Here is a 25,494-nt window from a genome sequence, read left to right on the forward strand (position 1 = left end):
TTCAGGCCGCCGGCTGGCCCTGCCAGTGCCCGACCAGCTCCCGGTAGGTCGCCGAGCGGGCCAGCAACTCGTCGTGCCGGCCGCGCATCGGACATCCGCCGTCCAGGATCAGGACGTGCCGGGCGCGCAGCGCCGAGCTGATCCGGTGGGCGACCACCACCAACGCGCCGGGGCGGGCGGCGAAGGCCTGCTCGACCCTCTCCTCGGCCACCGGGTCCAGATGACAGGTCGCCTCGTCCAGGATCGCCAGCGGTGCGGGGGAGAGGTACGCCCGCACCGCCGCGACGAGTTGCCGTTCACCGGCGGAGAGCGTCGGCGGGTCCACGGTCGCCGCCAGCCCGCCGAGCCGGCTCACCAGCGGTCGCAGGCCCAGGCCATCCACCGCCGTCTCCACCTGGCCGTGCGGCGTGTCGGGGCGGAGGTAGCGCAGGTTGTCCAGGAGCGTGCCGGTGAAGACGTACGCCTCCTGGGGGATGAGTACCCGGTGCCGGGCCAGGACCGCCGGATCCGCCCCGCCGACCGGCACCCCGCCGAGTCGCACCGTTCCGGCCTCCGGTCGGAGCAGCCCGGCCAGGAGTCCGGCCAGGGTGGACTTGCCGGCGCCGCTCGGCCCCACCACCGCCAGGTGAGCTCCCTCGGCCAGGGCCAGGTCGAAGCCGTCGAGGATCGGGCGGGCCTGGGTACCGTACCGGAAGGTGACACCGCGCAACTCGGCCCAGGGCACCGCCGCCGCCGTACCACCGCCCGTGGCCGGGACGGCGGCGAGCGGCACCGGCTCGACACCGCGCCGTGCCGGCCCGGCGTCCGGATCGGCCGGCGGTGCCGTCCCGGCGTGCGGGGTGGCCGGCGGTGGCGTCCCGGCGGGCGGTGGCGTCCCGGCGGGCGGTGGCGTCCCGGCGGGCGGTGGCGTCCCGGCGGGCGGTGGCGCCGTGGCGGTGAGGATGCGTTCCAGGGTGACGGCAAACCGGAGCCCGCCGCTGGCCACGCCCTGCACCAGCGCGTGCAGCGCGGGCTGGAGCCCGGTGGCGACGTAGACCAGGGCGCCGAGTACCGCACCGGCGGTGAGCCCGCGCCGGACCAACCATGGGGCGGCCAGCAGCAGGACGGCGAGCGGCAGCCAGCCACCGACCGCGAGACTCAGGCTGCGTAGCGCCGCCATCCGGGCCAGCGCACGTTCGGCGCCGGCCTGCCGGTCCACCTGCCGGCCCACCCGCCCGGCAACGAACTCCTGCGCTCCGCAGGCCACCACGTCGCGGTGGCCGGCGAACGCGGCACCGGCAGCCTCGCCGAGCCTTTCGTCGGCGCGTACGTAGTCGCGCTGCCGGCCGGCCATCGCCGGAAGTGCGGCGGCGAAGAGCACCAGCCCGGCGAGCAGCGGTACGGCGACCACGGCCGCGACGACCGGGGTCAGCGAGGAGAGCCCGATCAGAGCCGCTCCGGCGGTGAACAGGAAGCCACGTACCACCATCACCAGGCCGGCGAAGGTGTCCCGAACGATCTCCACCTGATGGGTCAGCCGGGCCACCGCCGAGGTCTCCGGCCGGGCGCCGGCAGCGGTCGACCGGAGCAGTGCCCCGGTGACGACGCGCTCCGCCAGCTCGTCCCGGAACGGCTCGACGACGTCGCCGAGGCAGGCGTATGCCCGGCGGGTGCCGAATGCGCCGATCCCGACCGCGCCGGCCAGTACGCCCAGCCAGGCCAGCCCGACGCCGGGCCGTCCGGCCAGGAACCCCTCGTCCACGGCGCGGGCGGTCAGGTGACCGGCGAGCAACGCCGGCAGCGCCTCGGCGGCCGACCAGCCGGCGAGCCGGCCGAGCGGGCGGAGCCGGCGGCGCAGCGTGGCGGCGGTGAACCGGACGACGTTCTTCATCGGGCCGCAGGCTCGGGGTGGGGTGCTGCCGGCTCGGGGTGGGATGGCGCCGGCAGGTCTGTCGACCCGGGGTGGGATGGTGCCGGCAGGTCTGTCGACCCGGGGTGGGATGGTGCCGAGCCGGCGAAGACGGCCCGGTAGTCCGGGTCCCGCCACAGCTCCCGATGTGGGCCGAAGCCGCGCAGCCGGCCGGCCTCCAGCCAGGCGACCAGGTCGGCTCCGGCGGCGGTGTGTACCCGGTGCGTCACCACCAGCCGGGTACGCGAATCCGGGTGTGCGGCGACCGCCTCCGCGATCCGGTGTTCGGTGGCGGTGTCCAGACTGGACGTCGCGTCGTCGAGGATCAGCAGCCGGTGGGCGCGCAGGGCCCGGGCCAGACCCAGCCGCTGCGCCTCACCGCCGGACATCGGCGTCTCGTCGAGCCGGCTGCGGTAGCCGTCCGGCAGCCGTGCCACGAACTCGTCGATCGCGGCCGCCCGGGCCAGGCGGGCGAGCCGCCCGGCACCGGACCGTCCCGAAGGGGACTGCCCTACGCCGGACTGCCCTACGCCGGACCGCTCGTCGGACTGCCCTACGCCGGACTGCCCGGCGCCGGACCGCTCGTCGGCGGTGTCGATGTCGCCGTCCTCCTCCGCTGAGCCCAACGTGATCGCCTCCGCGATCGTCTCGCCGACCAGGACCGGACGCTCGAAGCCGTACCCGACGGCGTGCCGAAGGGCGGTGGGGCTCAGCCGGCGCAGCGCCATCCCGTCCATGAACACGTCACCGGCGTCGGGGTCACGGAGCCGTCCGGCGACCGCGGCCAGGGTCGACTTTCCGGATCCGGACGGGCCGACCACCGCGACGGTGGCACCGGGCGGCACCCGTAGGTCGATCCGGTCCAGCACGGGCCGGCCGTCGGCGCCGTGCACCGTGACCCCGGCCAGCACCAGCCGGCCGGTGCCGGCGGGCAGCGTCGCGGTCCCGTACGACCGGGGCGGTTCGGCCAGCACCGAGGCAACCCGATGCGCGCCGGCCCGGGTCCGGACCAGCCGGTTCAGGGTGGCCACGATGCTGCCGAGGCCGGCGCCGAGCGCGGCGTACTGCACGGCGGCGAAGAGCTGCCCCGGGGTGAGCCGGCCCTCGGCCACCGACCAGCCGCCGACGGCGACGACCGCCAGTTGCAGCAGCGGTGCGATGGCGGCGGTTCGGCCCGACGCGCTGGCCAGGGTGGTCCAGGTGCGGGTGCCGTGCGTCCGCAGCAGGGGCAGCGGTGCCAGTACCCGGCCGATCTCGGCGTGTGCGGTGCCGGCGGCGGCGATGGTGCGCGCACCGTGCAGCGCCTCGGCCAGCCGCCCGGCGATTCGGCCCTGTACGCCGAGGTAACCGGCGGCCGCGGCGGAGGCGTCGGTGAGGAAGGCCCGCAGTCCGGCGGCGAGCAGCAGCAGTCCGGCGCCGAAGGTGACGGCGAGGCGCCAGTCGAGCAGCAGGAGCGCGACCACGCTGCCCAGCGGGGGGAGCGCGGCGGTCAACCCGATCACGGCGGTGCTGCCGGCCTGCCCCGAGTCCGCGGCCTGACCGGCCAGCCGGCCGACCAGGTCACCCACCGGGTAGTGCGCGGCGCGGCGTGGGTCCAGCGCGAGAACGTGCCGCAGCAGGCGGTGCCGAATCCGGGCGGTCGTCCGAGCGGTGCCGGCGCCGCTGGCCAGGTTGCTCACCGTGTCGGTGGCGACGATCAGCACGACCAGTCCGCAGGCGGCCAGTGGCCACCGCCGGTCCGCCTCGCCGAGCGCGGCGTCCACCGCGAGCCCGAGGGCGGCCGGCAACAGCAGTTCGGCCGCCGCGCCGAGCAGCGCGGCGGCGCCGAGGGCGACGGTCCAGCCGCCGCCGTACGTGATCGCCTGCCGGAGCAGCCGGTCGCCGTCGGCGGTCACGGGTACCACCCTCCTGCCGACACGGGTTGCCCTGGGTGGGGACGTCTGCCCACCCAGGGCCCCGATGCCGACCTGATCAGTTGCAGGTCGTCACGGACAGCGAGCTGTCGCCGCAGAGCAGCAGGCTCGCCCGGCTACCGCCGGTGTCGCCACCGCCGCCGGTGCGGTCGGTCAGCTCCATCCCCTGGAGGTCCAGAAGCGCCATGGTTGGTTCACCTCCTCCTATCTGTCGGTCGTTCGGTTTACCCCTCACGGCAGCGAGGGGAGTCTGGTCGCGCCGGTCAGCGGCGCGAGGAAGGGCAGCGTCACCGGCTCGTCGTGCCGGGCCATCCCGGTGGCGAGCAGCACGCCCGCGCTACCGGTGGCCAGGTCCGTGGAGAGCCGCAGCAACTGCTCGCCGGGAAAGGCGAGGAAACCCCGGTACGGCAGCGCGTGCCAGGCCAGCCGCCGTACCTGACGGTCCAGCTCGGCGCGGTCGTCGGCCCGGTCGGTCCCCGCGCCACCGTGACCAACCGCCCCGCCCGGCCCGCCGCCGTCGGCCGCGCGGATGGCGAGATAGGCGATGATGCCGGCCCGTCCGGCAAAGAGGCCGGACTGCGCGTAGAAGGGGGCCCGCGCGGCTCGCCGGACGGCCCTCGCCGACTCGGTGAGCTCCGGGTCCGGCCGGTGCCGCAGGTACTGGTCGAGTACGAGTCCGATGCCGACACTGCCGTGCGCCAGGTACGGCATGGTCCGCCAGCCCTCGTTGACCTCCAGCGCACCGTCCGGGCGGAGGACGCACCGGCGCAGGTCGTGTCGGATGGCCCGCTCGGCCTGGTCCAGCAGCGCGGTGTCGCCACTCTGCTCGTAGAGCCGGAGGAACATCAGGGCCGGGCCGGTACGCCCCCGGGTCAGTCCCGCGTAGGGGTGCCGCCCGCCGCTGATCTGCGGCCCGGCGCCGGTGCTGCCGGCGGTGTCGCCTCCGGCCGGCGCACCGGCGCCGTCGGCCGACCGGTCGGCGACCAGTGCGGCGGCGCGCCAGGCAGCCTGCCGCAGCGTCGGTTCACCGGTCCGGCCGGCCATCTCGGCGAGGTTGAGCGCTATGCCGGAGAGCCCACTCACCAGATCCTCGCCGAGTTCTTCCCAGGGCTCTCCGAGGCAGATGTCGAGCACGTCGAGGGCGTCCTGCCGCCGGCCGAGGTGCTCCAGGGCGTACGCCACCCCGTGCAACCCGTCGTAGAAGCCGCAGCGGGTGCCGGGTTCGGGATCCAGTGCCCGCTTGACCAGCCAGTCCTCGTACTCCGGGAAGCGGCCCGCGCCGGTCGCCCGCAGCGCGTGCAACACGCCGGCCGCGCCGTGACCGAGGTTGAGGCCCCCGGTGCGGAACTGCTCGATGTCGCCGGGGAAGAGCCGGTCGTCGCGCTCGGGTGTCGCGCTGGCGACGATCGCGCCGGCGAGGCGGTCGCGCAGCCTCGGCCAGGCCGAGGGATCGGCGGAGGTGTCGGTGCCGAAGTCCTCAACTCCGCGCATCGCCTCGGCCACGCCGCTCCGCCGCCGCGTACCGGTGTCGGCGACGCGCTGTTCGGTGCGGGGAACGACGGTGTGTCCGGTGCCGGAAGCTTCGGGCTTGCCGGTGATCGCGCCGGTGATCGCGCCGGTGATCTCGGTGACGGCCGCGTCCAGGAAGTCGCGCGGCACCGGGAAGTGTCCTGCTATCACGTCGGCGAGGTGTGCGGCCTTGGCCGGGACGAGCCGGACAATCTGGGTCAGCGGCAGGAACAGGGCGAGCCGGAGACAGGCCAGGGCATAGCGGTCGACGGCCGGACCGGTCCGGTCGCGGGGTGCCGCGAACGCCTGGTTGCGCAGCGCGGGTCGGGTCGCCTCGGTGACCGGGGCGGCGACCTCGAAATCGATCAGGGTGACCCGGTCGTCGGGACCGACCATGACGTTGAAGAGGTGAAGGTCACCGTAGACGATGCCGCGTGCGGTGATCGCCTCGACCGTCCGTTGCACCTGTGCGTGGATGCGCAGCGCCCAGTCCGTGTAGTCGGCCAGCTCGGCCGGGGTCGCGTCCGCGTCGACCAGCGGATACCGCTCGACGAGTACCTTGTTCAGCGCCCGGCCCTCGACGTATTCCAGCGCGAGGAAGTGATGGTCACCGAGGGTGAACTCGTCGTGCACGCGCGTGACCCCCGGGACGTCGGCGAGATGACGGAGCATCTCGGCCTCGCGGTGCAGCCGGCTGATCGCGTCCGTACCGGTGGCGTCGAGCCCGGCGTGCGGGCGGGCCTCCTTCAACACGACCTGGGCGTCCGTCCGGGTGTCCCGACCGAGGTAGAGGCCGCCGCCGTTGGAAAAGTGGATCACCTGTTCGATCCGGTACGGCAGGTCGCTGGTGGTGGTCGCGTTCCGGGCGGCCAGGTGCGGGTCGAGGAACTCCGGCAGGGCCACCCAGTCCGGCACGTGGAAGACCGGGTCCCGTCGGTCCGGTATCAGGGTCCCGGTGGCGTCCTCGATGGCGGGCACCACCTGGCCGTCCGGGCCGACGCAGTACCGGGCCGCGAAGCCGCCGTACCGGACGTAGACCGGGCCTGCGCCGTAGCGCAGGTCACTGAGGATGTACGGCCCGGCCTCCCCGCTCAGCCGCTCGGCGAGTTCCTTGCAGGCCAGTTCGAGTTCGGCCTCGTCCCGGGGGTAGATGGTGACGAACTTGCCGCTGGAGCCACGCCGGGCGTACTTCGAGTTGCGCATGAGCAGCATCCGCGGGCCGCGCAGGAACTTGAAGGACATCCCGCGCGGCACGCAGTAGTCCCAGACGTTCTCCAGGACCCGGTCGGCGTTGTCCAGGCAGGCCGAGACGTGGATCTTCCAGCCCTGTTGGGGAAGCGTGCCGTCCTCGGGGCCGTAGACCAGCCAGTCGTCGCTCGGCTCGCGCTGCCAGCCGGCCGGCACCGGTCGGTCGGCGATCACGAATCCGGAGGTGGCGGCGGAGGTGGTGCCGAGAGCGTCGTAGAAGAGGGGGTCGACGGCGCAGTAGGCGTCGTATCTCTCGTCCATCGTCGCGGCTCCTCGGGCGATCCCTGGGTGGCGCTTTCATCGATGCATCCGAGTCTCCTGGTCGGGTCCGGGCTGTTACTAGTGTGTTAAGTCATCCCTCGCGGTGCGTCACGCACGGGTACCTATGACAAATGTCAGGGCGACGCAGCCAAGTGACTGCCATCTATGCTTTCGCCCCGGGTATGGCGTCACGCCGGTGGCGGAGCCTGTGGGACGCCGTGGCAACGGGCCAGGTAGCGGGCAACCTGATCGTCGGTCCAGCCGTGGCTGTCGCGCAGACCACGGGCGATGGTCGCGACGTACGCCGGCGCCGGCGGGTTCGGTGACACGTCGCCGGCCCGCCACGGTGCGGTGAGGGTGAGTACGGGGCGCCCGTCCAGGATGCCGGTGCAGACCACGGTTTCGTACCGGCCCGGACCGGCGCTGGCGCGGCCGGTGGCGACCGCCGCGGCGATCAGGTCCAGCGGGCCGCCCGGCAACCGGTGCATCTCCTGGGCGGCGACGTCGGCGAACTGGTCGGCGGAGAGGAGGTACGCCCGCGCCGCGACGCTGCCGGGCAACTCCGGATCGTAGAAGGCCATGCCGCCGGACCAGGTCCGGGATTCGAGGGCGAAGTAGAGACCGCCGGACAGCAGAACCGGCCGGTCCGTGCGGGGCGGGGTGCTGTCCCGGCAGCCGGGGTGATCGCGGAAGCCGCCGGTCGGGCGCCCACCGCCGAGATAGCAGGCGAACCGTGCGGCATCAAGGTTCGAGCCGTACGCGGCGTACCAGACCGGGTCGAGCCAGACCGGGTCGAGGGCTGTGCGCGGACCGGGATCGAGTCTGATCGGGATCGGTTCGGGGGGTCGGGCCATGAGTCATCCTGCGTCGGTTTCGACCCGCCGGCCCGATCCGGTCCGGGCCGTCGGGCCTGCCCGGCCCCTGCGGCGGGCTCCGTCGGCGCAGGCGAGCGGCCGCGCCGACGAAGCCGTCCAACCAACTGATCGGAAAGCACGTGTGTCTGGCGGACTATGCCGGGTGCAGGTCCGGACCGGCTGGGATCACTGCGAGGGCTCGGGGACGTCACACTCGATCTCGGGGTTCAACCCCATGTAGTTGAGCGGGCCGGCCACCACCGTGACGACCGTGGTGCCGACCTCGGCGCAGTTGTCGTTGCTCCGGTCGAAATATCCGCGTTGTCCGGCTGCGATGGCACCGATGATCAGCCAGACAAGCACGATGACGCCACCTATCGATCCGTAACGCATGAGAGCCTCCTCGGGGGTGTGGACGGACCGACCCGGCGGTGTCCGGCGGTCGACGTCGACGATGCCGCCGGCCCGCCAGGTTGTTGCCGCACCTCATACCCACGGCCCGATCGGGTGCAAACGCGACAGGTCGCGGGGCACCGGGCGGACGGTCGGCCCCGTTGTCGCGACTCGTCGTGCCCGGCGGGACGTGGTCCGGATCGCCCCGATCGGGCATGCTGGCCGTCATGTCCTCTGCTTCCGACAGCAAGCTCGACCGGTGGGAACGGCGGACGGCCGGAGCGCTGACCGTGCTGGCCGTGCTCTTCATCGGGGTGTACGCCGTTCCGATCCTGCGGCCCGGTCTCTCCCCGGCCCTGGCGGTCGCCTGTGAGATCACCAACCTGGTCATCTGGGCACTGTTCGGCCTCGACTATCTGGTCCGCCTCGTGCTGAGCACCGACCGCTGGCGGTTCTTCCGGTCCAACCTCTTCGACCTGGCCGTCCTCGCGCTGCCCGTGCTGCGTCCGCTGCGGATGCTGCGCCTGGTGACGGCCCTCATGGTCCTCAACCGCCGCGCGGAGGCCTGGACCCGGGGCCGGCTCGCCGTCTACGTCGGTGCCACCACCGTGCTGCTGGTCGCCGTCGGCGCGCTGGCGATTCTCGACGTCGAGCGGGGCAGCCCCGACGGCAACATCCAGAGCTATCCGGAGGCGCTCTGGTGGGGCGTCGTCACGATCACGACCGTCGGCTACGGCGACTTCTATCCGACCACGACGGCGGGACGGCTGGTCGCGCTCGGTCTCATGATCGGCGGCATCGGGCTGATCGGTTTCGTCACCGGATCCCTCGCGACCTGGATCGTCGACCGGATCTCCACGAGCGAGCGCTCGACCGAGGCGACCAAGGGCGACGTGGAGCGCCTGCTGACCGAGCTGCAGGACCTGCGGGCCGAGGTGACGACGCTGCGCCGGATCGCCGACGAACGGCAGGAACCCGTCCGCTCGGCGGATCCGGGGTGACGGTCGGCCGGCAATTGCGTCGCCCGTGGCGCGGCGCGGTACCGCCCGACCGTCACCCCGTGCGGGCGGTGGCAGAATCCGGGAGGCTGGTACCCGGAAGAGCCGGCCAGGCAGCCGCGCCCGGTACGGTGCGACGGTCCACACCGTCGCGGCAGTTACCGGGGCGAGCGAGGAGGGCCAGAATGGATGCGACCGAGCAGATCGTGGTAGGGGTCGACGGGTCGCCCGAGGCCGATCTCGCCCTACGGTGGGCCGCCACCCGGGCGAGACACACCCAAGCGACGCTCCGCCTGGTGCACGCGTACGCCGTGCCGCTGCCGGTGCCCGCGATGCCGGTTGCCGCGGTGACCGCGGCCAGCGTCAGCCCGGACGACTACGTGCGGGCGGGTGAGGCGATCCTCGGGGCGGCGGCGGAGCGCGCGGGCCGCTACGCCGACGGAGTCGAGGTACGCACGGAGCTTCGGGTCGGTGGCGCCGCCCAGGCCCTCATCGACGCCGCGCCGGTCGGCGGGCTCGTGGTCGTCGGCTCCCGGGGTCTCGGCGGGTTCAGCGGGCTGCTCCTCGGATCTGTCGGCGTCCAGGTGTCGAGTCACGCCCGCTGCCCCACCGTGGTGGTCCGGACCGAGGCATCGGAGGGTCCGGTGGTGGTCGGCGTCGACGGGTCCGAGGCGTCCGACGCGGCCCTGGCCTTCGGGTTCGCCGAGGCGGACCGCCTCGGTACCGGGGTGCTGGCGGTGCACGCCTGGGGGACGCCGCTGCCGACCGGCCCCGGTGAGGCGGCGGCGCTCGCCCTGGTGCCGGAGGAGCACCGGCAGGCGCATCTGGCCGCCTCCCGGCAGTTGCTGACGGACGCGCTCGCACCGCGCCGCCGCCGCTTTCCCGACGTGCCGGTGCAGGAGCGGCTGGTGGAGGCGAGCGCCGCGCCCGCGCTGCTCGACGCCGCCGAGGGTGCCGCGCTGGCCGTCGTCGGCTCGCGCGGGCACGGCGGCTTCGCCGGCCTGCTGCTCGGCTCGACCAGTCAGGCGTTGCTGCACCACGCCGGCTGCCCGGTCGCGATCACCCGGCAGGGCCAGGGAACGTCGGCTCAGTCCCGGGGCGGATCGTTCTGATAGGTGTCGGTGTAGTGGGCCGCCACCTGCTCCCGATACTCGGGCGTGCCGAACGTGTCGGCGTCGTACTCGGGGGAGTCCTTGACCTGTTCCCGGCTGCGGTCGATGTAGACCTTGCGCTCGACGTGGTCGACGTGGTCCACGGTCCCGGCGGGAAGCAACACCTTGCGGCCGAAGATCCATGGCCCGGTATCCACCACCAGGTAGGCCCTGCCCACCTCGGTGGAGGCCTCGTCCACCGAGCCGATGCCCCCGTCGACGGCTTCGACGGCGTAGCCCGTCAGGCCGGTGGCGGCCCGCTCGTCGGCGAGGGCGCTGTTCGGCTCCGGAGCGGACGTCCCGGCCTCGTCCGGGGGGCCGTCACTCCAGGGAAACCGGGCCGGGTCCCGCCAGACCCACGGCGCGAACGGTCGGATGTCCATCGTCATCGTCCTCCTCTGCCGGACCATCGGTCTGGTCAATACCCCCGTCGGGTGAATTCGACTCCCGTCTACGGCTCCGGGGCAGGGTCAGGGTCAGGGGGCAGCATCGGACGAAGGCGGCAATTTCGCCTGAACGCGGGTTGATTCGGAACTCGGGGCGTATAACAAGACCAGGGTCTTTCGCACGCGCCTCGTCGCCGGGCCGTGCCGTGACAAACGCGAAAGGGTCTGTGTCGCTGGCAGCCGCCCGCTGAGCCGGGAGACTCCGGTTACAGCCGCTCCACGACCGGGCCCCGGCAGCGGGCGCGGCTGTCGAAAACGTAGGAGGCGGTGCTGACGATCATGTCGTAGTCGAGCCCGTCGTGGTCGGTGACCACCACGACCGCGTCGGCGGACCGGACCTCCTCCTCGGTCAGCTCGACCATCGCCACCTCGGTCGGGACGTGCCGAGGATCGGCGTGCGGCTCGACCGCCCTGATCCGTGCGCCGAGTGCGTGCAGCCGGGTGGCCAGGTCGATCGCGGGAGAGTCGCGCAGGTCACCGGTGTTCTTCTTGTACGCGAGACCGATCATCAGGATCCGGGCGTCCCGCAGCGGCCGCCCCCGGGTACTCAACCCGGCCATCACCCGCTGTGCCACATACTCCGGCATGGCGTGGTTGATGTCGCTGGCGAGTTCGACGAAGCGGAACTGCCGGCCGAGCCGGCGTTTCACCTGCCAGGAGAGATAGCAGGGGTCGATCGGCAGGCAGTGGCCCCCGATCCCCGGCCCGGGTCGGAACGACATGAACCCGAAGGGCTTGGTCGCCGCCGCGTCGATGGCCTGCCAGATGTCGATGCCGAGCTGGTTGCCGAAGGTGGCCAGCTCGTTCACGAGCGCGATGTTGACCTGGCGGAACGTGTTCTCGATCAGCTTCGTGAGCTCGGCGACCCGGGTCGAGTCGACCGGAACGGTCCGCTCCACGATCGTGCGGTAGAACGCGTCCACCCGCTCCAGCGCGGCGGGGCCCATCCCGGAGACCACCTTCGGGGTGTTCTCCAGCCGCCAGTCCGGGTTTCCGGGATCGATCCGCTCCGGACTGTAGCCGAGGTGGAAGTCGTCCGGGCTGCGCAGTCCGCTGCCCTGCTCCAGCAGGGGGCGGAGCAACTCCTCGGTCGTGCCGGGATAGGTCGTCGACTCCAGGATCACCGTGCAGCCGGGGCGGAGGTACGGGGCCAGTGCCGTGCCGGCCTGTTCGACGTAGCTGAGATCCGGTGTGCCGTCGCGCAGCGGCGTGGGCACGCTGATCACGCAGACGTCGAAGTTCCGGGCGTCGGCGTAGTCGCTGCTGGGCAGGTAGCGGCCGCTGGCCAGTGCCGTGCAGAGCCGGAGGTCGGTGATGTCCTCGACATAGGACTCTCCACTGCCGAGTCGCTTGATCCGGTCGGTGTCGAGGTCGAGGCCGACAACGTCCAGTCCCGACTCCACCGCGGCCATTGCGAGGGGCAGACCGACGTATCCCTGACCGACGACAACCAGCTTTTCCCTGCTCATGTGGGCTCCCACGGTGCTTCGACGACGTGGTGCACACCCTAGAGCGATTTGTCGTTGATCACCTTGGAATCCGGTAACGCGAGGTTTTCCCGGATGGCCCGGTCAATGGCGCTCAGCCCCCGCCCGGCCCGACCGGACCGCCGCTCGCCGGCGGCTCGTCCGGACCGGTGGGCGGCGGATTCGTCGGCGCCGGGTCGGTCGGCGGCGGGGGCGCGGGATCGGTCGGTTCGCCGGTCGGCTCGGGGTCTTCTGTCGGGCCGGACGTCGGCGAGGCCGACGGGGTCGGCCGGCCGGTGTCCCGGGGCCGCGACGGCGTCTCGGCATCGTCGCCCGGCGAGCCGGCCGAGGGCTGCTCCGGGACGAGTGGGTCGACCGTCACACTGCTGCTGGGCGTCGGCGAGACCGGCCCGTTCGTCGCCGGCGCCTCGTCGGCGAGATTGAAGGCGATTATCGCGGTCACCACCGCGGCACCCAGCCCGATCACAGCGGCGATTCCGGCAAGGGTGAGGACGCCCAGACCCGGCTCGCGGTCCCGCCCGCCGGGATCGACCACCGGATTGTCGGCGAGGGTGCTCGGCCCCTCCGCCGCTCCCGCCGCGCCGGCGGCGCCCGCCACCGCCGCGGCGCCCGCTCCGGCCACACCGGCACCGGCCGTGGTCGTCCGGAGGCCGAGGCCGGTGACCGCCGTCGACTCCGCCGGGGCGATGCCGCCACCGCCGGCCCCGGCGGCGCCGTCCGCCGCCACGACCTCCGGGTCGTTCGCGGCGGCCCGCGCCGCCGTCGCCAGCGCAGCCGCGTCCGGATACCGGTCGGCCGGATCCTTGGCCAGGGTACGCAGGATCAGCTCGGCGACCCGGCCCGGCACGTCGGCCGGCAGCGGACCCGGCTCCTCGTGCAGATGCTTCACCGCGACCTGCAGCGGGTTCTCGGCGGTGAACGGCGGCTCACCGGAGACGCACTGGTACGCCACGGCGCCCAGCGCGTAGATGTCGGTGGCGGCCGAGACGGGCTTGCCGGCGGCCTGCTCCGGCGCCATGTAGAGTGCGGTCCCCGGCACCGCGTTCGAGCTGGTGATGCTCGTGATGTCCACCGAGCGGGCGACCCCGAAGTCGAGCAGCCGCACGGCGCCGTCGAGCTGCACCAGCAGGTTGCTCGGCTTGACGTCGCGGTGCACGATCCCGCCCTGGTGCGCGGCGTGCAGCGCCTGGGCGACCTGGGCCACCACGTGCATGGTGTCGACCACGCCGAGCCGGCCGGTCTCCCGGATCCGCGTCGAGAGCGGCTCGCCGTCGACGAACTCCATCACGAGGTAGTCGGTCCGGCCGGTGGGCAGTTCGTCCTCGCCGTAGTCGAAGACCTGCACGATCCCCGGGTGGTGCAGGGTGGCCAGCATCCGGGCCTCGGCCCGGAACCGGGCGATGAAGTCCGGGTCGGCCAGGAGCGAGGGGAGCAGCACCTTGACCGCTACCCGGCGCCCGAGCACCACGTCGGTGCCGCGCCACACGTCACCCATCCCGCCGGTGGCGACGCGTTCGTCCAAGCGGTAGCGCCCGCTCAGCAGGACTCCGGATTCCAGCACGTGCACACCGTACCCAGCCGGCTGGCCGGGTACGCAATCGCAGCGCCGGCCGGCCGGGCCCAACCGCAGGCTGATCCCGAGGTCAGTCCGGAACGCTGATCCCGGCTTCGGCCGGGGGGCTGATCGCGGTCGAGTCGGCAGGATCGTAACAGCGCATCCGGTCCGGGTCGACGGCGAGCCAGACCCGGCTGCCGGGACTGATCCGGACGGTCGGCGGCGCCTGCACCTTGACCTGCCGGCCGGCCAGCTCGACGGTGAGCAGGATCGCCGCCCCGGTCGGCTCGACCACCTCTACCCCGGCGGCCAGCCGGTCCGGCCCGTCGGCGTCGAAGACCTCGACGCTCTCCGCCCGTACGCCGACCGTCACCTCCTCGCCCCGATAGTTCCGCAGTGCCGCCGGGGCGGCGGTCGACTGGTCACCGAGGCGCAGCCTGGGCCGGTCACCGCTGCGGTCGACCCGGGCCGGGATGAAGTTCATCGGCGGGGCGCCGAGGAAACCGCCGACGAACTCGTCGGCGGGGCTGTCGTACACCTCGAGCGGCGGGCCGACCTGGGCGACCCGGCCCTCCCGGAGCACCGCGATCCGGTCACCCAGGGAGAGCGCCTCGGCCTGGTCGTGCGTGACGTAGACCGTCGTGGTGCCGAGCTTGCCGACGATCCGCTTCAGCTCGGTGCGGAACTCCATCCGCAGCAGCGCGTCCAGGTTGGAGAGTGGCTCGTCCATCAGCAACACGTCGGCGTCGGTGACGATCGCCCGGGCCACCGCGACCCGCTGCCGCTGCCCGCCGGAGAGCTGCGCCGGATAGCGGTCCAGATATTCGGTCAGGTGCAGCAACTCGGCCGCCTCACCGACCCGCCGGTCGATCTCCGACTTCGGCGTCTTCCGCATGGTCAGCCCGAAGGCGATGTTCTGCCGGACCCGCATGTGCGGCCAGATGGCGTACGACTGGAAGACCATCGACAGGCCGCGCTGCCGGGCCGGCAGGTCGGTGACGTCCCGGCCGCCGATCCGCACGCTCCCCGAGTCCGGCGACTCCAGCCCGGCGATCATGCGCAGCAGCGTCGTCTTGCCGCAGCCGCTCGGCCCGACCAGCACCAGGAACTCGCCGTCGCGCACCTCCAGGCTGATGTCGTCGCTGGCGGGGCTGCGGGTCCCCGGATAGGTCTTCACCAGGTTACGCAACACGATCTCGGCCAACGTCGTCCTCCTCAGCGGATCGTGGTTCCCCACATGTTCAACAGGTAGCGGCGCATGAACGCGATGAAGACCAGCGCCGGCACCACGAGCGCCAGCCCGCCGGCGAACCGGAACGCCAGCGGCGAGTCGGCGAGCGTCGAGAGCACCTGGGCCGGCAGGGTACGCCGGTTGAGGGTGAGCACGGCCGCGCCGAGCACCTCGTTCCACGAGGTGACGAAGGTGAAGATCGCGGCGGCGGCGATCCCGGGCAGCGCCTGCGGCAGCACCACCCGGACGAATGCCCTCGGTGCGCTGGCGCCGAAGACCATCGCCGCCTCCTCGTGCTCGACCGGCACCGCCACGAAGATCGCCGACGTGATCAGCACGGTGGTCGGCAGGGCCAGCGCGGTGTGCAGCAGCGCCACCGCGTACGTGGTGTCGTAGAGACCGGTGGCCAGGAAGACCCGGGCCAGCGGCACCGAGAGCACGACGATCGGCAGCGCCCGGGTGAGTAGCAGGAAGAGCTGGTACGGCTCGCGGCCCCGGAAGGCGTACCGGGCCACGGCGTAGCCGGCCGGCACCCCGAGCGCCAGCGACAGGGCCAGGCTGAGCAGGCCCACCTCGACGGAGTTCTGGAACCCGCCGACCACGCCGGTGCTCTCCAGGAAGACCCGCATCGTCTCGGTGGAGACGTCGGTGGGGAGCAGGGCGAGCGGGAAGTGGTTCAGCGACTCCCGGCTGGAGAGCGCGGCCAGCGCGATGAGATAGATCGGCAGTCCCATGAAAAGGGTGACCGCGACGCAGGCGGCGTGGATGGCGATGCTGCGGCGCCGGGCCGCCCGGATGCGGCTCACCGGCGACCGCCGACGGCGGCCGGATCGCGCAGCACCCGCAGGTAGACCAGGGCGGTGCCGAGCGACATCAGCAGGATCACCAGGGCGATCGCCGCCGACACCCGCTCGTTCTGCAACGTGACGTACCAGTGGTAGGTCTCGCCGACCAGCAGCGGGAAGCTTCGGCCGGTCAGCGCCTGGGCGACCGCGAAGGTCTGCAGGCCGAGGATGGTCCGCAGGATCAGCGCCACCTGGAGGCTCGGGCGGAGCTGGGGCAGGATGACGTGACGCAGCCGCTGCCAGTAGGTCGCGCCGAAGACCGCCGCCGCCTCGTCGTAGTCGCGCGGGATGTTCTGCAGGCCGGCGACCACGATCACCAATACCAGGGAGGTGGCCCGCCACAGCTCGGCCAGGAGCACCGCGACGAACATGCCGACCTCGTTGTCGTACGCCAGCCAGGCGTGGCCGTCGCCGAGCCCGAGGTGGGCGAGGAGGGAGTTGAGGTAGCCCCGGTCGGCGAAGATCGACAGCCAGACCAGCCCGGCGGCGAGGTCGCTGATCGCCAGCGGCACGCACCAGACGTAGAAGTAGAAGGACGACAGCCTCGGCCGCTCCCGCAGCAGCAGCGCCATGGTCAGCGCGAACGCGAACTGCAGCGGGATCAGCACCACGATCAGCAGGGCGGTGTTCCGGGCCGCCGTCCAGAAGTAGGGGTCGTCGACCATCCGGCGCAGGTGGGCCAGGGTGGGCCCGTCGGTGCCGGTGACCGCCTGCCCGACGCCGATCACGATCGGCCAGAGGAAGAGCGCGGCCAGGAAGACCACCGAGGGGGCGACCAGCAGGGCCGCCGTGGGCACCCGGGAACGCCGCCGGGCGCGGTGCGGTCGGGGCGGTGCGGTCGGGGAGGCTTCGGGCGGCGCCGGATCCGGCGCGGTGCTCACTGCACCCGGCACGTCTGCCCCGGCGCGACCGGGTCCGGGCGCCAGCACGGGACCTTCACCTCGTCCAGGATGGCGTTGAGCTGGCCGGCCTGGGCGTCCAGCACCTGCTGCACCGGCCGCCGGTCCAGACAGATCTCCTTGAAACAGTTCTTGAAAATCTGCGAGACCTCGCCGTCCTTGGCGCCGAGTCCGACCGGTGGCAGGGCGAGGACGGCGTCCTGTGCCTCCTGCTGCCGGCGTACCGCCTCGGCCTCCAGCGCCACGGCGGGCGGCAGGTCGGCCGGGAGCGGCGCCTCGACCACCGGGAAGAAGGCGTTGCGGCGCAGCACCTCGAGCTGGACGTCCGGGGTGGTCAGCGTCTCGATCACCTGGCGGGCCCGCTCCGGCTCCGGCGCACCCTTCGGGATCGCCAGCCCGGCGACGACGAGCATGTAGCCGAGCCCCTTCGGGCCGCGCGGCGCGGGTGCCATGACCCAGTCGTCCGGCCTGTCGCCCGGGGCGTTGACCAGCCGGGCGACGTGGTCCCAGGCGAAGAGCACCTCGCCGCGCTGCAACGGCTCCTGCATGTTGTCGTAGTTGGTCGACGCCGGCGCGGTCTCCGCCCACAGCTGGAGCATGTACTGCCAGGCCTGCACCGCCGCCGGGCTCCGGAAGGTGGTGATCTGGCCGCCGGTGAAGCTCGGCAGCAGGTAACCCTGGAAGAACCGGTGGTAGAGGCCCTTCGGCCCGCAGGGCAGGCCGAAGACCGGCTTGTTCCCGTTGGCCCGCCGGGCGTCGCCGGCCCAGGCCAGCAACTGGTCGTAGCTCAGGTCCTGCACGTCGGCGCCGCTGGGCAGCCACTCCAACGCCCGCTTGTTGACCGCGAGCACGTACGACGCCTGCATCCAGGGTAGATAGGTGGTGGCGCCGCCGGCCAGCCTGCCGAGGTCGGCAAGGTCGGCCGGGATCTTCCGGTCGGCGAGTTTGCCGGCCAGGTCGTCGAGGTTCTCGAACTTGTCGGCGTGCGGGGCGAAGTCGCCGTGCAGTCCACCGGCGAGGCTGACCTCGACCCGCCCGGCACCGACCTGCGAGGTGATGGTCGACGAGAAGACGTTCGGCTCCACGGTGTTGTACGCGACCGCACCGCCGCTGACCCGCTCCCGAAGGATCTGCTCGAATCGCTGGCGTTCCTCGACCGGTGTGAACTGGGTGGAGAGGAAGGTGATCGCACCCTCCTCGTCGGAACCGGTGGTCGAGGCCCCGCCGCACGCGCCGAGGAGCGGAGCGGCCCCGGCCGCGAGCCCCAGACCGAGTAGCCGGCGTCGGTCGATCCGGTGTGCCGTGACGCGCGCAGCTGCGTGTGGTGCCATCGTGCCTCCCCGTGACGGTGGCGGGCCGGCCCGGGGTTGGCTGCCTGAGCGGGCACCGGTGCCGGCGGGAGCGGAGTGTCACAAGTGCACATATTCGCAAGCTTCGTGTCAAGTCGGCAGCGCCGTTACCGTCCGTCCCGTTACCTTTCCGTCGCCGGCGGGACTGTCAGGTGTCGAGTCGGTCCGCCTCCGCGGCGAGCCGGCGGGCGAGCGGTTCGATGCGCTCCCGCCAGGTGGCCAGCGCCGTGGCCTGCTCGGCCTCGGCGGTCGCGCCGGCCGGCCCGGTCTGCTCCAGCACGAGCCGGGCGCCGTGCCCGGTGCCCGACACGAGTTCCCACCGGATCCGCCCGCCGGTCGATCCGTCCGGCCCGGTGGCTGTCCCGGGGGGCTGCCAGGCGTACTCGAGCAGCGTGGGGGCGTCCAGCGCGGTGACCGGACCGGCCGGGAACTCGCCGGTGGTGAAGCCGGGCGGCGGCGCTGTGCCGAGCGTGTCGGCCCGGTCGGTTGCCGGCCCGGCCAGTGCCGCCCAGACCGCCTCGGCCGGCCGGGTCAGCTGCCGCTCGAAGCGCACCCGCCAGCCCTCCGGGGTGGCCTCGGCCGTGCCGTCGGCCAGTCCGAAGAGTTCGACGTACGACTCGTGCAGCCGCCCCGACGGGCGCTGTGGCCCCTCGAACGGCCGGCCGTCGAGCAGTCCTTCCAGGACGTCCAGGCAGATGCGCCAGCCGGAGGCGAAGCTCGCCGCACCGGCCCGGTCGTCGAAGACATGGCTGAACAGCAGCCGGCACCCCGGGCCGTCCGGGTGCAGCTCGATCCGGAACAGCTCGTCCTCCCAGGAGAACGCGATCAGCCGGGGCGGGTCATAGGCGCTGATTCGCCCGACCGACTCCGGTGGCGCGTCGGGACCGGAGCCGAAGCTGAAGGTGATCCGGCCGTCGACGCGCGGCTCCAGCCGTACCTCGGCCGGAAACCACTCGCGGAGGTGTTCGGGCTCGGTGACGGCGGGCCAGACCTTCTCCGGTGGATGTGCCAGGTGTCGTTCGATGCGCAGCACCTGGCGTCCGTCGGCGGTTTCCAGACTCTCGTTCACGGCAGCTCCTCGGTTGCCGGATCCGCGCTTGTCGGATCCTCGTGTGTCGGATCGGTCCGCCGTCCGGGGATGGCTGCGGGACGAACCGGGTCGGCGGAAATGTCGGACGCCGGTGGCATGGTGTCCAGATGCCGTTCAAGAGCATCCAGCCGACCGGACCACATCCATCGGTACGGTGCCAGCCAGGCGTCGAGCTCGGCGAGGGGTTCGGGGCAGAGTTCATACCAGCGACGCTGCGCCTCCGGGCGCACCCGGACCAGTCCGGCGTCGCGCAGCACCCGGAGGTGTTTGGAGGTGCCCGGCTGGGTCAGCCCGAGCTGTTCGGTCAGCTCGCCGACGGAGCGTGGGCGTTCCCGGAGCAGGTCCAGGATCTGTCGCCGGATCGGCTCGGCGAGGACCTCGAACGGCGTGGCCATGGCCAGAAACATACCAACCCAGTAATATGCCAGTCAAGTTATATTACCTGCTGAACCTGCCCGGATTTGCGGAGATTGAGCGTCGAAGATCCGGGTAAGGGAGATCGACTCCGACGGAGGGAGGAGGCGCGCAGCAATGCAATCGGACCTCGACAGCGGCACGATCCTGCGCGCGGTGGATGACGCCGCGGGTTATGTCGCCAAGATCTGTTTCAAGACCGGACCACCCCGGCTCAGCGGCGTAGAACTCGAATGGACGGTCCACGACGCGGCCGTCCCGGAGCGGCCGGTCGACCCGGCCCGGCTCCGCACCGCACTGGGGCCGCACGCCCCGAGCACCCTCGACCCCGACATCCCCGCCGCGCCGTTGCCCCACTCGGGCACGGTCAGCGTCGAGCCCGGCGGGCAGGTGGAACTCTCCACCGCCCCGCGCCGCTCCCTCGGCGAGCTGCACGAGACCACCACCTCGGAGTTCGCCCATCTCACCGATCTACTGGGCGCCGCGGGCCTCGTCCTCGGCGACACCGGCATCGATCCGCACCGGCCACCGACCCCGGTGGTCGACACCCCCCGCTACCGCGCGATGCGGTGCGCCTTCGACCGGCTCGGTGCGGCCGGTCGGACCATGATGTACAGCACCGCCGGGCTCCAGGTCTGCCTGGACGCAGGGGAGAGCACCGAGTTCGCCGACCGCTGGGCGGTGGCGCACGCGGTCGGTCCGCCGCTGCTCGCCACCTTCGCCACCGCCCGCCGGCACGCCGGCCGGGACACCGGCTGGGCGTCGGCCCGGATGGCCGCCTGGCAGTTCATCGATCCGGCCCGGACCCGTCCGGCCTGGTCGCCGGCGTCCGAGTCGACCGACCCGGTGCAGGCCTGGGTCCGGTACGCGCTCGCCGCGCCGCTGCTCTGCGTACGCCGGGACGGCGAGGACTGGAGCGTACCGCCCGGAATCACCTTCACCGACTGGCTGGCCGGCGCCCTGCCCGGACCGCCGACCACCGACGACCTCGACTACCACCTCAGCACCCTCTTCCCGCCGGTACGCCCCCGTGGCTACCTGGAGATCCGCTACCTCGACGCACAGCCCGGCGCGGAGTGGATCGCCCCGGTCGGGGTGCTCGCCGCCCTGGTCGGCGACGACCGGACCCGCGACGCGGTCCGGTCGGCGTGCGAGCCGGTCGGCGGCCGCTGGGCCGAGGCGGCCCGGCACGGGCTGCGGGATCCGCTGCTGGCCCGGGCCGCCGGCACCCTGCTCGACCTCGCGCTGCGGTCGCTGGACCGCACCGGTCTGCCCCCGGCAACCCGCGAGGAGATCACCCGGATAGTGGCGCGGCGGCTCGCCGCCGCGCGGAAGGGACCGAGATGACCGACCTCCAACCGGCCGACCCGCCCACCGGGTCGCTGCGTGACCGGCCTATCGAGTCGTTCCGTGACCGGCACAGCGGGTCGCTCCGCGATCACATCGCCGGCGAACTGACCCGGGCCCGGGACCGCAGCGTCCGGCTCACCGAGGCGGTCGACGACGACGACCTCGTCCGGCAGCACTCACCGATCATGTCACCGCTGGTCTGGGACCTCGCCCATGTCGGCAACCAGGAGGAACTCTGGCTGGTCCGCGATGTCGGCGGCCGGGAGCCCGTGCGGCAGGACATCGACGACCTGTACGACGCGTTCAAGTACCCCCGCAGGGACCGCCCGGCCCTGCCGCTGCTCGGCCCGGTCGAGGCACGGCGGTATGTGTCGACCGTCCGGGACAAGGTTCTGGACCTGCTCGACGGCGTACGGTTCGACGGCAGCCGGCTGGTCGCCGACGGGTTCGCGTTCGGCATGATCGCACAGCACGAGCAGCAGCACGACGAGACGATGCTCGCCACCCACCAGCTCCGCGCCGGCCCGCCGGTGCTCTCCGCGCCTCCGCCGCCGGCCTCCGCCGCGCCGGTCCGGGGCGAGGTGCTGGTGCCGGCCGGGCCGTTCACCATGGGTACCTCCACCGACCCCTGGGCGCTGGACAACGAGCGCCCCGGTCACCGGGTGGAGCTGCCGGCGTACGCCATCGACGCCGCCCCGGTGACCAACGCGGACTACCTGGCCTTCGTCACCGACGGTGGTTACGCCGACCCACGCTGGTGGAGCGAGCGGGGCTGGCAGCACCGGTCGTCGGCGGGACTGACCGCGCCGATGCACTGGCGGCCCGACGGCGCCGGCTGGGGCTGCACGAGTTTCGGCCGGTTCGCTCCGCTGGTGCCGGACGAGCCGGTGGTGCACGTCGGCTTCCACGAGGCCGAGGCGTACGCCGCCTGGGCCGGCAAGCGGCTGCCGACCGAGGCGGAGTGGGAGAAGGCGGCCCGCTGGGACCCGGCCGGCGGCCGGTCGCGCCGCTATCCGTGGGGCGACGAGGACCCGACGCCCGAGCACGCCAACCTCGGGCAGCGGCACCTGGCGCCGGCACCGGTGGGGGCGTACCCGGCGGGTGCCTCACCGCTCGGTGTCCACCAGTTGATCGGGGACGTCTGGGAGTGGACCTCAAGCCCGTTCCTCGGCTATCCCGGCTTCGCGGCCTTTCCCTACCGGGAGTACTCCGAGGTCTTCTTCGGTCCGGACTACCGGGTGCTCCGGGGCGGCTCCTTCGGCACCGACCCGGTGGCCTGCCGGGGCACCTTCCGCAACTGGGATCTGCCGATCCGTCGGCAGATCTTCAGCGGATTCCGCTGCGCCCGGGACGCCCGGCCGGACGAGGTGGCGTGACGGGGCGGGTCCGCGTGGCCGGTCGGCAGGACAGGGCGCACTGATGTGCCGTCACCTTGCCTATCTGGGCCCGCCCCTGCCGCTGGCCGCGCTGCTTGTCGATCCGCCGCACTCGCTGCTCCGGCAGTCCTGGGCGCCCCGGGACATGCGCGGCGGCGGCACGGTGAACGCCGACGGCTTCGGCGTCGGCTGGTACCCACCCGACGGTCCGCCGCTGCGCTACCGGCGGGCCGGCCCGATCTGGAGCGACGACAGCCTGCCGGCGATCGCCGCCGCGACGGTCACCGGCGCGGTGCTGGCGGCGGTCCGCTCGGCCACCGTCGGCATGCCGGTGGTGGAGACGGCCGCCGCCCCGTTCGCCGAGGACCGGTGGCTGTTCAGCCTGAACGGCGTGGTACGCGGCTGGCCGGACTCGGTCGCGGCGCTGGCCGGCCGGCTGCCGACCAGAGACCTGTTGACCCTGGACGCCCCGACCGACGCCGCCCTGCTCTGGGCGCTGGTGCGGCACCGGCTCCGGGCCGGCGCCGCACCGGTCGACGCGCTCGCCGGGACCGTCCGCGAGGTGGCGGCGGCGGCGCCTGGCTCCCGGCTGAACCTGCTGCTCACCGACGGCCGGGCGGTGGTGGGCAGCGCCTGCGGGCACGCGTTGTCGGTGCGGGCTGCCGAGGGGGCGATGCTGGTCAGTTCTGAACCGCTGGACGAGGGACCGGGCTGGCAACCGGTGCCGGACGGCCACCTGGTCCACGCCACCGTCGACCGGTGCGAGATCGCGCCGGTCGGGTGGACGTGAGAGGCGGGCAGCAACCCGACGCCGGCTCCGCCGGAGGCGGCGTCGTCGATCGAGAGGAGTGTGTGGGTGAGCGCAGATCCGTTGGAGATTCACCTGGAGGAGCAGGACCTGGCGCGGGCGCTGCGGGAGGACGTCCGTACCGGCCTCACGGCGGTGCCCCGGTGGCTGCCACCGAAGTGGTTCTACGACGCCCGGGGCAGCGAGCTCTTCGAGGAGATCACCCGGCTGCCCGAGTACTATCCGACCCGGGCCGAGCGGGCCGTGCTGGCGGCCAGGGCCGGCGAGATCGCCCGGATCGCCGACGCGAAGACCCTGATCGAGCTCGGCTCCGGCTCGTCGGAGAAGACCCGGCTGCTGCTCGACGCGCTGACCACCCGGGGTGACCTCGGCACCTTCGTGCCGCTGGACGTCTCGGTCAGTGCCCTGCGGCAGTCGACCGCCGACATCGCCGCCGCCTATCCGGGGCTGCGGGTGCGGGGCATCGTCGGCGACTTCACCCGGCACCTGGACCGGCTGCCGACCGGCGGCCGGCGGCTGGTCGCCTTCCTCGGCGGCACCATCGGCAACCTGCTGCCGGCCGAGCGCGCCACCTTCCTGGCCGCGCTGCGCTCGGCACTGGAGCGGGGCGACTGGCTGCTGCTCGGCACCGACCTGGTCAAGGACCCGGGCGTGCTGGTGCCGGCGTACGACGACGCGGCCGGGGTCACCGCCGAGTTCAACCGCAACGTGCTCCATGTGCTCAACCGCGAGCTGGGCGCGGACTTCGAGGTGGACGCGTTCGCGCACGTCGCCCTCTGGGATCCGGAGCAGCGCTGGATCGAGATGCGGCTGCGTGCCGGCCGGCCGATGCGGGTCCGGGTCCTCGACCTCGACCTCGCCTTCGCCGAGGGGGAGGAGGTGCGGACGGAGATCTCGGCGAAGTTTCGCCCGTCGGACATCGACGCGGAGCTTTCCGCCGCCGGTTTCGCCGTCCAGGCCCGCTGGACCGACGACGACGGTCTCTTCGCGGTGACCCTCGCCCAGGCCGGCTGAGCCGATCCGGGCGGTGGGGCCGGGACGCCACCGGTGCGACTCGGCGGGGTCGGGCCGATCGGGTAGGCTCGGCGGCAGCGAAGGGGAGTAGCTCCCAACGTCGTGGTCGACATGCTGGTGCGTCCTTGTTGCGCACCCGGCCACGCGGCCTCACCCGATGGGGCGGGCGAGACCTTCGACTCTGGCAGCAATGCCGGGTCGAGGTCGCCATCGCCCCCGCCCGGCGTCGACCGGGAAGGGTGACATGGCGGACTTCAGCACGGCCTTGGCGATCAGTTTCGGCGTCATCTTCGTCGCCGAGTTGGGCGACAAGTCGCAGTTGATGGCGTTGACCTTCGCCACCCGGTTCAGGGCGCTGCCGGTGATCATCGGGATCACCGTGGCGACCGCCGTCGTACATCTCGCCTCGGTCGCCCTCGGCGTCGGTCTCGGCGCCGCGCTGCCCACCGGATGGATCGCGCTCGGCGCCGGCCTGGCCTTCCTCGGCTTCGGGATCTGGACCCTGCGCGGGGACTCGCTGACCGAGGAGGAGCGGAGCAGGGCGGAACGAACCCGGCGCTCCGCGATCATCGCGGTCTCGGTCGCGTTCTTCCTGGCCGAGCTCGGGGACAAGACGATGCTGGCGACGATCACGCTGGCCACCCAGCACGGCTGGTTCGGCACCTGGGTCGGCTCCACCGTCGGGATGGTCGCCGCCGACGCCCTGGCCATCGGCGTCGGCCGGATCCTCGGCCGCCGGCTTCCGGAGCGGACCATCCGGTACGGCGCCAGCGCGCTCTTCGGGATCTGCGGCCTCTGGCTGCTGCTGGACGCGGTACGGCAACTGACCTGACCGCTCTCGGGTGTGGGACGGCCGGGATGCGGGTAGGCGTTTCGGTGGCCAGGGGGTCGGCCGGCGCCGGCCGTGGCCCGAGGGAGGATCACCGCATGACCAGGCACGATGAGCCGAACGAGTACGGGTTCGCCGGCGGGGCGACGCTGCCCGAGCCGGAACGGCCGCACAAGCGGGACGCGGTCGCCGAGGACGCCGAGGAGACCGCGGTGCCGGGCTCGGACCTGTCCCGCGAGTTCCGGGAGGCGCTCGCCGACTCGGACCAGGAGGACGACGAGGACGAGGGCCGGCCCGGCCCCGCGGCCCGGTAGCGCCGAGATCGTGGACGGCGCCGGCCCACCGCGGGCCGGCGCCGTTCCTGCCTGCCTCCCGCCCTCCAGTCGGCACCTGCCGAGGGCGCCCGTCAGTACTTGTCGGCCGTATTGGCCGGAGTGCGACTACCGAGGGCGCTCAATCATCTACATTCGGTAGGAACCGTGAAGCGACAAGTGGGAACTTTTCATACTGTCGCATTTTTTGTGATCACTAGAGGTCTTTAGCGCCCCGGTCCCGGTTGGTGGGTGCTGAGACAGGAGGCCGGGCC

At 72.9% G+C, this 25,494-nt stretch carries 23 protein-coding genes; 8 read left to right on the forward strand and 15 right to left on the reverse strand.

Annotated elements, in window-relative coordinates:
- Position 1: 1 nt before the first annotated feature.
- From ACN28C_RS21030 to ACN28C_RS21055, 6 genes are all read right to left on the reverse strand, one after another.
- On the reverse strand, positions 2-1,870 hold the full coding sequence (locus ACN28C_RS21030; protein WP_422769249.1) for an ATP-binding cassette domain-containing protein: 1,869 nt from the start codon (positions 1,868-1,870) through the stop codon (positions 2-4).
- Entirely contained in the window at positions 1,867-3,783 is a 1,917-nt protein-coding gene (locus ACN28C_RS21035; RefSeq protein WP_422769250.1) for an ABC transporter ATP-binding protein, read from the reverse strand. The genes ACN28C_RS21030 and ACN28C_RS21035 overlap by 4 nt, the downstream gene beginning before the upstream one ends.
- A 76-nt stretch (positions 3,784-3,859) precedes the next feature.
- Positions 3,860-3,988 carry a SapB/AmfS family lanthipeptide gene (locus tag ACN28C_RS21040; RefSeq protein ID WP_422769251.1) on the reverse strand — a complete coding sequence of 43 codons (129 nt, stop codon included), beginning with the start codon at positions 3,986-3,988 and terminating at the stop codon, positions 3,860-3,862.
- 44 nt (positions 3,989-4,032) lie between these two features.
- Positions 4,033-6,819 carry a class III lanthionine synthetase LanKC gene (gene lanKC, locus ACN28C_RS21045; RefSeq protein ID WP_422769252.1) on the reverse strand — a complete coding sequence of 929 codons (2,787 nt, stop codon included), beginning with the start codon at positions 6,817-6,819 and terminating at the stop codon, positions 4,033-4,035.
- A gap of 188 nt (positions 6,820-7,007) precedes the next feature.
- Entirely contained in the window at positions 7,008-7,673 is a 666-nt protein-coding gene (locus ACN28C_RS21050; RefSeq protein ID WP_422769253.1) for a histone deacetylase, read from the reverse strand.
- A gap of 186 nt (positions 7,674-7,859) precedes the next feature.
- A complete protein-coding gene (locus tag ACN28C_RS21055; protein ID WP_422769254.1) occupies positions 7,860-8,066 on the reverse strand; it encodes a hypothetical protein in 207 nt (68 codons plus the stop codon).
- 227 nt (positions 8,067-8,293) lie between these two features.
- Here ACN28C_RS21055 and ACN28C_RS21060 point away from each other — a divergent pair, with 227 nt between their 5' ends.
- The gene (locus tag ACN28C_RS21060) at positions 8,294-9,067 is read left to right on the forward strand and encodes a potassium channel family protein (RefSeq protein WP_422769255.1); all 774 of its coding nucleotides are present in this window, start codon (positions 8,294-8,296) and stop codon (positions 9,065-9,067) included.
- A gap of 182 nt (positions 9,068-9,249) precedes the next feature.
- Positions 9,250-10,176, forward strand: a complete 927-nt coding sequence (locus ACN28C_RS21065; protein ID WP_422769256.1) for a universal stress protein — start codon at positions 9,250-9,252, stop codon at positions 10,174-10,176.
- Here the strand turns inward: ACN28C_RS21065 and ACN28C_RS21070 are convergent.
- The 9 genes from ACN28C_RS21070 to ACN28C_RS21110 form a co-directional block, all read right to left on the reverse strand.
- Positions 10,152-10,598, reverse strand: a complete 447-nt coding sequence (locus tag ACN28C_RS21070; protein ID WP_422774751.1) for a PRC-barrel domain containing protein — start codon at positions 10,596-10,598, stop codon at positions 10,152-10,154. The genes ACN28C_RS21065 and ACN28C_RS21070 overlap by 25 nt on opposite strands.
- A 269-nt stretch (positions 10,599-10,867) precedes the next feature.
- Positions 10,868-12,130, reverse strand: coding sequence for a nucleotide sugar dehydrogenase (locus tag ACN28C_RS21075; protein WP_422769257.1), 1,263 nt, complete (start codon positions 12,128-12,130; stop codon positions 10,868-10,870).
- Between the two features lie 112 nt (positions 12,131-12,242).
- On the reverse strand, positions 12,243-13,709 hold the full coding sequence (locus ACN28C_RS21080; RefSeq protein WP_422769258.1) for a serine/threonine-protein kinase: 1,467 nt from the start codon (positions 13,707-13,709) through the stop codon (positions 12,243-12,245).
- 82 nt (positions 13,710-13,791) lie between these two features.
- Positions 13,792-14,907 carry an ABC transporter ATP-binding protein gene (locus tag ACN28C_RS21085; protein ID WP_422769259.1) on the reverse strand — a complete coding sequence of 372 codons (1,116 nt, stop codon included), beginning with the start codon at positions 14,905-14,907 and terminating at the stop codon, positions 13,792-13,794.
- 11 nt (positions 14,908-14,918) lie between these two features.
- A complete protein-coding gene (locus tag ACN28C_RS21090; RefSeq protein ID WP_422769260.1) occupies positions 14,919-15,740 on the reverse strand; it encodes a carbohydrate ABC transporter permease in 822 nt (273 codons plus the stop codon).
- Positions 15,737-16,660, reverse strand: coding sequence for a carbohydrate ABC transporter permease (locus ACN28C_RS21095; protein WP_422769261.1), 924 nt, complete (start codon positions 16,658-16,660; stop codon positions 15,737-15,739). The genes ACN28C_RS21090 and ACN28C_RS21095 overlap by 4 nt, the downstream gene beginning before the upstream one ends.
- Entirely contained in the window at positions 16,657-18,009 is a 1,353-nt protein-coding gene (locus ACN28C_RS21100) for an ABC transporter substrate-binding protein (RefSeq protein WP_422769262.1), read from the reverse strand. The genes ACN28C_RS21095 and ACN28C_RS21100 overlap by 4 nt, the downstream gene beginning before the upstream one ends.
- Before the next feature lie 166 nt (positions 18,010-18,175).
- On the reverse strand, positions 18,176-19,096 hold the full coding sequence (locus ACN28C_RS21105; RefSeq protein ID WP_422769263.1) for an SRPBCC family protein: 921 nt from the start codon (positions 19,094-19,096) through the stop codon (positions 18,176-18,178).
- Positions 19,093-19,512 (reverse strand): ArsR/SmtB family transcription factor, encoded by a 420-nt coding sequence (locus ACN28C_RS21110; protein WP_422769264.1) that lies wholly within the window; start codon positions 19,510-19,512, stop codon positions 19,093-19,095. The genes ACN28C_RS21105 and ACN28C_RS21110 overlap by 4 nt, the downstream gene beginning before the upstream one ends.
- 136 nt (positions 19,513-19,648) lie before the next feature.
- Between ACN28C_RS21110 and egtA the strand changes: the two genes are divergently transcribed.
- The 6 genes from egtA to ACN28C_RS21140 all read left to right on the forward strand — a co-directional run bounded on the left by egtA (position 19,649) and on the right by ACN28C_RS21140 (position 25,222).
- Positions 19,649-20,878, forward strand: a complete 1,230-nt coding sequence (gene egtA / locus ACN28C_RS21115; RefSeq protein WP_422769265.1) for an ergothioneine biosynthesis glutamate--cysteine ligase EgtA — start codon at positions 19,649-19,651, stop codon at positions 20,876-20,878.
- Positions 20,875-22,257, forward strand: coding sequence for an ergothioneine biosynthesis protein EgtB (gene egtB / locus ACN28C_RS21120; protein ID WP_422769266.1), 1,383 nt, complete (start codon positions 20,875-20,877; stop codon positions 22,255-22,257). Before egtA ends, egtB begins: the two co-directional genes overlap by 4 nt.
- A gap of 43 nt (positions 22,258-22,300) precedes the next feature.
- Positions 22,301-23,047: an ergothioneine biosynthesis protein EgtC gene (gene egtC / locus ACN28C_RS21125; protein ID WP_422769267.1), complete on the forward strand. Its 747-nt coding sequence runs from the start codon at positions 22,301-22,303 to the stop codon at positions 23,045-23,047.
- 66 nt (positions 23,048-23,113) lie between these two features.
- Complete coding sequence (gene egtD, locus ACN28C_RS21130) at positions 23,114-24,079, forward strand: L-histidine N(alpha)-methyltransferase (protein WP_422769268.1); 966 nt, start codon at positions 23,114-23,116, stop codon at positions 24,077-24,079.
- 244 nt (positions 24,080-24,323) lie between these two features.
- On the forward strand, positions 24,324-24,911 hold the full coding sequence (locus ACN28C_RS21135; RefSeq protein WP_422769269.1) for a TMEM165/GDT1 family protein: 588 nt from the start codon (positions 24,324-24,326) through the stop codon (positions 24,909-24,911).
- 95 nt (positions 24,912-25,006) lie between these two features.
- Positions 25,007-25,222 carry a hypothetical protein gene (locus tag ACN28C_RS21140; protein WP_422769270.1) on the forward strand — a complete coding sequence of 72 codons (216 nt, stop codon included), beginning with the start codon at positions 25,007-25,009 and terminating at the stop codon, positions 25,220-25,222.
- The last annotated feature ends 272 nt before the right edge of the window (positions 25,223-25,494 follow it).

This window comes from Plantactinospora sp. WMMC1484 (assembly GCF_049315195.1).
Taxonomy (GTDB): domain Bacteria; phylum Actinomycetota; class Actinomycetes; order Mycobacteriales; family Micromonosporaceae; genus Plantactinospora.